Below are 6,536 nucleotides of genomic sequence, written 5' to 3' on the forward strand. Positions count from 1 at the left end.
ATGTGTATAAGAGACAGAGACGGGGTGGGTGGGGCGGCTGCCACCGTACCGAGCCGTCGCGGAGCCGGTGACCACGACACCTCGACAGGCGAATCGCAGGTCTTCTCCGCCGAGACTGCTTCCCGCTCCCCGAACGTGCGGATGATCAACTGGTTCGAGTGGGACAAGTACGAGACCGAGGTGCAGGAGCACGTCGACTGGACGGTCCTGCACGACCCGGCCACCCGTGCTGCCTTCGTCGGAGGGCTGCCCGGATGGCTGCACTTCGCGGAGGCCCCGCAGCCGTGCCGGACGGCGGAATCCGGCCGGTGACCCGGTGCCCCTCCCGGTGAGGGGCCCTTCGGAGGCGACCGCGGAACGACGGACGGGAGGCACGGTGCGGACCCGCACCGTGCCTCCCGTGGTGTGCGGTGTGGGCTACTGCTCCGTCGGCGTGATCCGGGGCAGGGTGCCCAGTCGTCGGCGGACGAGGACCGCGGTCCCCGCGGCGAGCAGCAGGAGCGCCGTCACGCCGAGGACGCCGAGGCCGTGCGCACCCGTGAAGGCGAGGTCGCCGTCCGGTGCGGTGCCGTCGCCGGCGTCCGGGCCGTCAGCGCCCGGCAGGATGGCACCCGGCGCGGGGGTCACCGTGCCGTCGTCACCCGAGCCGTCACCACCGTCACCGGGAGCCGGCGACTCGGGGGCGCTCGGGGTCGGGTCGGTCGGGTCGGCATCGTCCGGCAGGGCGACCGCGAACGCGACCGCTGCACCACTGCGGGTGCCGATCGACTGGACGGCCTGGGCCTCACCGGTCGCTGCGGCGCGGACGAGTGCGGCGGCCCGCACGGCGTCGACGTCCTCGCCGGCGAGCTCGACCGACCAGGTGCCGTCCTCGGCGATCTCGGTGCTGCCAGCGACCGCACCGGAGAGCGTGACGGTGGCGCCCGGGTGGCCGGAGCCGGTGACGGCGGTCGGGGCGACCTCGGTGCCCGGCTCGTCGACGGTCAGCGCGTCGAGGTCGGCGCGGGCGGTCAGCCAGGACTCGGCGGTGATCGGGTGGTCGACCACGCGGGTCTCACCGATGCAGCCGTTCCAGCCGTTCGTGGCGGCGTCGTCGACCCAGTCGCTGCCGAACAGCCACGGCATGCCGTCCTGCACAGTCTGCCCACCGGTGTCGGTCGCGTTGCGGAGCACCGGGGCGCCGTCGATGTACATCGTGGTGGTGCGGGCGTCGACGTCGTTCACGAGGGCGACGTGCAGCCAGCGGCCGGGGATGATCTCGCCCGACCAGGCGGTGCGGTCGCCCTTCGACGGGTCGGCGGACACCTCGGTCCACTGGAACTCCTTGAGGTTCGAGATGCCGAGCGCCGCGGGCGACGCTGTCCAGTCCCAGCGGGTCTGCGGGACGCCGATCTGCGAGCGGTTGCCGCTGCGGACGATCGCCTTCGACCACGAGTTCGCGCCGTCGGTCCACGAGGGGTCGACCTCGAGGAACGTCTCGATCGTGTAGCCCTCCGGGAAGGTGGCCCGGTCGACGGCCGTGTCACCGGGGGAGGTGAGCGCGCTGAAGCGCTTCGCGGCCTTGTCGGCATTCGCGAAGCAGAGACCGGCACCGTCTGAGGAGAGCGGGTGCGACTCGTCGGTGACGGTCACGTCGCCGTCCTGCGCGGTCGGGGACCCGGACTCGGCGTGGGTCATGCGGGTGAGGTCGGCGTCACCGACGACGTCGTCCACGGTGGCGCCGGGAGCCAGGGTGCCGGTCTCCTGCTCACCGGGACGCCACCAGGCGAGGGTTCCGTCGACGATGGTGTGGTCGGCGCGGCCGCCGGGGAGCTCGGTGGTGACGGGTGGTGCGCCGTCGAAACCGTCGAGCAGCATCTGCCGTGCGCGCTCGATGAGCGGCGGCTCGTCGGCGCTGCCCGCACGGAAGTCCGGCGCGAAGCCGGCGAAGCGCGTGCGGAAGTCCATCGGCACGCTGTAGCGCTGGTTGGCGGCGTCGAGGAGCGGCTGGTCGTAGGACGTCAGCGTCTCGGTCGGCTTCCACGTCACCCACGGCGACGCGGTCTGCATGGCCAGGGTGCCGTTCGTCAGGTCGAACTCCATGAGGCCGAGGTAGCCGTTGCCGCCCTCGTAGTCCATCTGGTGGTCGATGAGGACCTGCGTGACCGCGTGCCCGGCGTCGTTCGTGCGGCTCTTCCACGTCGAGCCGTGGAAGTGGCCGTTCAGCGTCAGGAACACCTGGTCGTTCGGGGCGATGACGTTCTTCCACAGGCGCTCGCCGTAGGCCGTGTCGACCGCGGTGAGGCCATCGGTGGCGATGTTGATGACCTCGTGCGAGGTGAGGATCGTCGGCAGCGTCGGGTGGGCCGCGATGACCTGGTTCGCCCATGCGAGCGTCTCGTCGGAGGCCCGCCACGGCAGTGCGAGGGAGAGGAACCGCTGCCCCTCGGCCTCGAACACGTGGAACTGGCTCAGTCCGGTGCGGTCCGTGCCCGACTCGACGGTCGGTTGGCCGGTGGCGCGGCTGGCCGGGAAGGTCTTCAGGTACGGCTCGGCGGTGAGGTCGTACGACGTGTCGAACACCGTGTCCGCGGAGTTCCGGACGTCGTGGTTGCCGGTCGTGACGCTGTACGGCATGTCTGCCGCGTCGAGCACGGACATCGCCCGGTCGGCGGCCTGCCACTCGCCGGCCTGTCCCACCTGGTCGACGACGTCGCCGACGTGCGTGGTGAACGGGATGTGCAGTTCGTCGGCGTTGTCGGCGAGCCACTGCGTCTGCACGTGGAACGGGTCGTCGCCGTAGCGGGGGAGGAACTGCGACGCCGAGTAGCGGGAGTAGAACTGGGTGTCCGGCAGCACCGCGAGGGTGAAGCGGGAGGCGAGGTCGGCGGCCGGGGCGGCGGCAGCCGGGGCGGGCGAGGCGGTCAGGGCGGGGAGGCCGACGGCGGCGGCCACGGCGAGGGCGGTGGCGCCCAGTGCGGTGGTCCTGCGTCGGGATCGGTGTGGGGTCACGCGATGATGCTGGCGGGACCGTCTGTCGCGACGGTTTCCTGAGTGTGACCACAGCGTGAGCGGGAGGCGACGCGGAGCGCGCTCCTGGCGGACGGACACCCGCCGGACGGGAGGCGCAGTGCGGGCCCGTCCCGCGCCTCCCGTCCGCTGGGACCTGCCCGTGCCACCATGAGCGCGTGCCCGTGGTCGAGTCCCGCTGCGTCGTCCCGGTCGAGGTGGACGTCGCGTTCGCCGTCTCGCAGACGCAGGGCGCCATCCGCAAGCGGTGGGACCCGTTCATCCGGCGTCAGCACCTGGTCGGCGGCGCGACGGTGCCCGGCAAGGGTGTCCGGACGTGGACGGTGCAGCGCTTCGGGTTCGCGATGGAGAGCGAGTACGTCTCGTACAACCCGCCGTCGAACGTGGGCATGAAGATGACGAAGGGCTCGTGGTTCTTCGAGCGGATGGGCGGCGGGTGGCGGTTCAGCCCGGCGGAGGGGCAGCCGGGACACACCCTGGCGGTCTGGCGCTACAACTTCACCTGCCGGCCGGAGTGGCTGGCGCCGCTCGCCGAACGGATCGGCGTGGTCGTGCTGCAGCGGGACATCGACCGGCGCATCGCGGGGTTCGCGGGCGGCTGCTCCGACCCCGTGGTGCTGGCGCACGTCGCGGGCAGCTCCGCAGCCTGAGGCGCGGTGTCCGGCTCCGACCGGTCCGTCAGAACCAGCGCAGGACGAACTGCTCGAGCACGTTGCGGGCGACCGCGACCGGGCCGCTCGCCGGCTCGCCGCTGTCCTTGCCGATCGCCCGGAGCAGTGCGGTCTGCGCCTTCTCGTAGTCGTGCCGCTGTTCACCGGAGTAGTCCGCGGGCGGAGTGGTCCGGCTCGTGCTGACCGACTCGAGCTGCCGCAGACCGTACCGGTGCCCGACCGGACGCGGGGCGGACTCGATCAGCTGTGCCAGCCGCATGTGGGTGTACCGCTCCGGGGCGCCGGACGCGGCCGCGATGCAGTCCGTGAGCCCACGGAGCCCGGCCTCTGCACCGCCGGTGCGGAGCTGCACCAACCGCGCTCGGCTGCACAGGTCGTAGAGCACTGCCTCGTCCATCCCGTCCCCTCCCGGTCCTCGGACAGCGTGGCACAACCCCGGGGACAGCGGGGCTCCTCCTTTGGATGCAAGTCCGGCAGGTGCCTCCCTCCGCCGGTCGTTCCGGAGCAGCGGAGTTCCTAGCGTCGATGTCATGACGAACACCATCGAAGCCCGGTCCACGACCGGCACCGCGCAGCAGGACCGCCGCGGCGTCCGGGGCGTCATCACCCGGCACCCGCTGTCGACCTTCTTCACCCTCGCCCTCGGCCTGAGCTGGCTCGCCTGGGTGCCGTACATCCTGTCGCCGCACGGCCTGGGCGTGTGGGACCTCCACTTCCCCGAGGTCCTCGGCAGTGCGCAGTTCACGGGCGTCCTCCCCGGCGCGCTCCTCGGCCCGTTGGGCAGCGCGTTCATCGTGACCGCGGTCGCCGACGGTCGCGGCGGCCTCCGCCGCTGGGTGGGGCGGCTGTTCCGCTGGCGGGTCGCCTGGTACTGGTACGCGCTGGCGCTCGTCGTCGTCCCGGCCCTGATCGTCCTGTCCGCGGTGCCCTTCGCCGGCGGCGACGTGCACGCCCCCTCCGCCCTGGCGCTCTCGGCCCTGGTGCCGGGGCTCGTCATCCAGCTGTTCTCGACCGGCCTCAGCGAGGAGCCCGGCTGGCGCGACTTCGCCCTGCCCCGCCTGCAGCACCGCTTCGGCGCACTCGGCGCGGCCGCGATCCTCGGCCCGGTCTGGGCGCTCTGGCACATGCCGCTCTACCTCAGCGACTGGGGCGGATGGCCGAACGCGCACTGGAGCGAGCCGGTGGTCTTCGCCCTCTTCACGATCACGTTCAACGTCGTGATGATCCAGGTGTTCAACAAGACGGGTGAGAGCCTGCCGCTGGCCCTGCTGCTGCACGTCGGCGTGAACAACACGATCTCGTCGCTGTTCCCCGAGATGTACCCGAGCATGACCGCCGGCACGCTGATGATCGGACTGACGATCATGTCGACCGTCGCCGCCGTGGTGCTGCTCATCGCCACCCGCGGCCGGCTCGGCTACGACCCGGCACGTCGGGCGCTGCCGATCGACGCCCCGATCCCTGCTGCAGCACGCAAGGGCCTCGTAGGATCGCACGATGGCACCCGCTGAGCCGCGCGCACAGCGCCCCGAGGTCGAGGCCCAGGGCGTTGCACCCGGGCGACGCCCCGCGACCGCACGGGAACGGCGCACCGACGTCCTGGTCCCGCTCGGTACGTTCGTGGTCGGCCTCGGGCTGCTGCTCGGTCTCCCGCCGCTCGATGCGGCCGACCCGGACTCCGTCGTCCCTGCCGGGGCGTACCCGGCGGTCGCCAGCGGCCCCTGGCTCGTCCTGGCGCTCGGCCTCCTCGTGCAGTCCGCCGTCCTCTTCGCAGCGCGTCGGGCACCGCGGGCGACGCTCGTCGCCGTCAGTGTGGTGCCCGTCCTCGCGGCCGTCGCACCGACGACCCTGCACGGCCTCCTGCTCCTGCCGGTCGTGGTCGCCGTGGTCCTCGCCGTGCTGCGAGTCCCGCTCGCCCGACTGTGGCCAGCGCTCGTCGCAGCGGCAGCGCTCGTGATCGTCGCCGAGGGCTCCGTCCTCTACTCCGCCTACGGCGCCGGTCGGGCCGGTGTCGGGATCGGCATCAGCCGTTCGCTCGGACAGGGCTTCCTGCAGGCGTTCGGCACGGTCGGCCTGCCGGTGCTCATCGCCCTCGTGGTCCGCTCCCGCCGCGAGGTCCGCGTCGCACGCACCGCCGAGGCCACCGCGGTCGACCGGGAGCAGGACGCCCTGATCGACGCCGCCGTCTCCCGCGAACGGGCTGCGATGGCCCGGGAGCTGCACGACATCGCCGCCCACCACCTGTCTGGCATCGCCCTGATGTCCGCCGTCATCGACCGCCAGATCGACACCGACCCGGAGCGCGCCCACGAGGGCGTCCGCCAGGTGCGGGAGCAGAGCACCGCCGTGCTGGAGGACCTCCGCCGCCTGGTCGGCCTGCTCCGCGACGACAGCCCCGCCGAACGAGCGGTGGAGACCGTCGCCGGCATCGTCGACCTGGTCGAACGGGCCCGGCTCCGCAGCGACGTCCGCCTCGACGTCCTGCCCGGGACGACCGGAGCGCCCGCCACGGCCGGAACTGCCGCGCCCCGCCCACTCGGCGACGGCGTCGGCCCGCTCGCCCAGCTCGCCGCGTACCGCACCGTCCAGGAGGCCCTCGCCAACGCCGCCCTGCACGCTCCCGGATCGCCGTGCACCGTCACCATCGACGACCGCGCCGACGACCACCTCGCGATCCGCGTCGAGAACGGGCCGGCCACCGTCCCCGCACTCGGCAGCACGCCGGCCGGGGGGAACGGACTGCGTGGCATGCGTGAGCGGGCGGAACTGGTGGGGGCGAGCCTCCAGGTCGGCCCGACGGACACCGGCGGCTGGACGGTCAACCTGCGTCTCGGCCGGGAGGCCCTGCCCACCCCC

Annotated in this window: 5 protein-coding genes and 1 pseudogene; 4 read left to right on the forward strand and 2 right to left on the reverse strand. The window is 72.8% G+C overall.

All coding sequences use genetic code 11. The features are described from left to right. Positions 1-312, forward strand: a pseudogene (locus DEJ33_RS17520) (hypothetical protein); the annotation flags it as partial. A 105-nt stretch (positions 313-417) separates the two neighbouring features. Here the strand turns inward: DEJ33_RS17520 and DEJ33_RS16725 are convergent. Beyond that, entirely contained in the window at positions 418-2,991 is a 2,574-nt protein-coding gene (locus DEJ33_RS16725) for a LamG-like jellyroll fold domain-containing protein (protein WP_181437336.1), read from the reverse strand. A 176-nt stretch (positions 2,992-3,167) separates the two neighbouring features. Between DEJ33_RS16725 and DEJ33_RS16730 the strand changes: the two genes are divergently transcribed. Continuing rightward, on the forward strand, positions 3,168-3,659 hold the full coding sequence (locus DEJ33_RS16730; protein WP_111195572.1) for an SRPBCC family protein: 492 nt from the start codon (positions 3,168-3,170) through the stop codon (positions 3,657-3,659). A 28-nt stretch (positions 3,660-3,687) separates the two neighbouring features. Here DEJ33_RS16730 and DEJ33_RS16735 read toward each other — a convergent pair whose 3' ends face one another. After that, a complete protein-coding gene (locus DEJ33_RS16735) occupies positions 3,688-4,077 on the reverse strand; it encodes a hypothetical protein (RefSeq protein WP_110904912.1) in 390 nt (129 codons plus the stop codon). A gap of 133 nt (positions 4,078-4,210) precedes the next feature. Here DEJ33_RS16735 and DEJ33_RS16740 point away from each other — a divergent pair, with 133 nt between their 5' ends. Then, positions 4,211-5,191, forward strand: coding sequence for a CPBP family intramembrane glutamic endopeptidase (locus tag DEJ33_RS16740; RefSeq protein ID WP_111195573.1), 981 nt, complete (start codon positions 4,211-4,213; stop codon positions 5,189-5,191). Then, on the forward strand, positions 5,178-6,536 hold a 1,359-nt coding region (locus DEJ33_RS16745; RefSeq protein WP_111195574.1), incomplete at its 3' end, for a sensor histidine kinase. The genes DEJ33_RS16740 and DEJ33_RS16745, both read left to right, overlap by 14 nt.

Source organism: Curtobacterium sp. MCPF17_047 (assembly GCF_003234045.1).
Classification (GTDB): domain Bacteria; phylum Actinomycetota; class Actinomycetes; order Actinomycetales; family Microbacteriaceae; genus Curtobacterium.

Bases quoted from the DNA above. Each gene is read 5' to 3' on its own strand.
- DEJ33_RS16735 (WP_110904912.1), bottom strand. From the start codon at position 4,077: ATGGACGAGGCAGTGCTCTACGACCTGTGCAGCCGAGCGCGGTTGGTG.
- DEJ33_RS16740 (WP_111195573.1), top strand. From the start codon at position 4,211: ATGACGAACACCATCGAAGCCCGGTCCACGACCGGCACCGCGCAGCAG.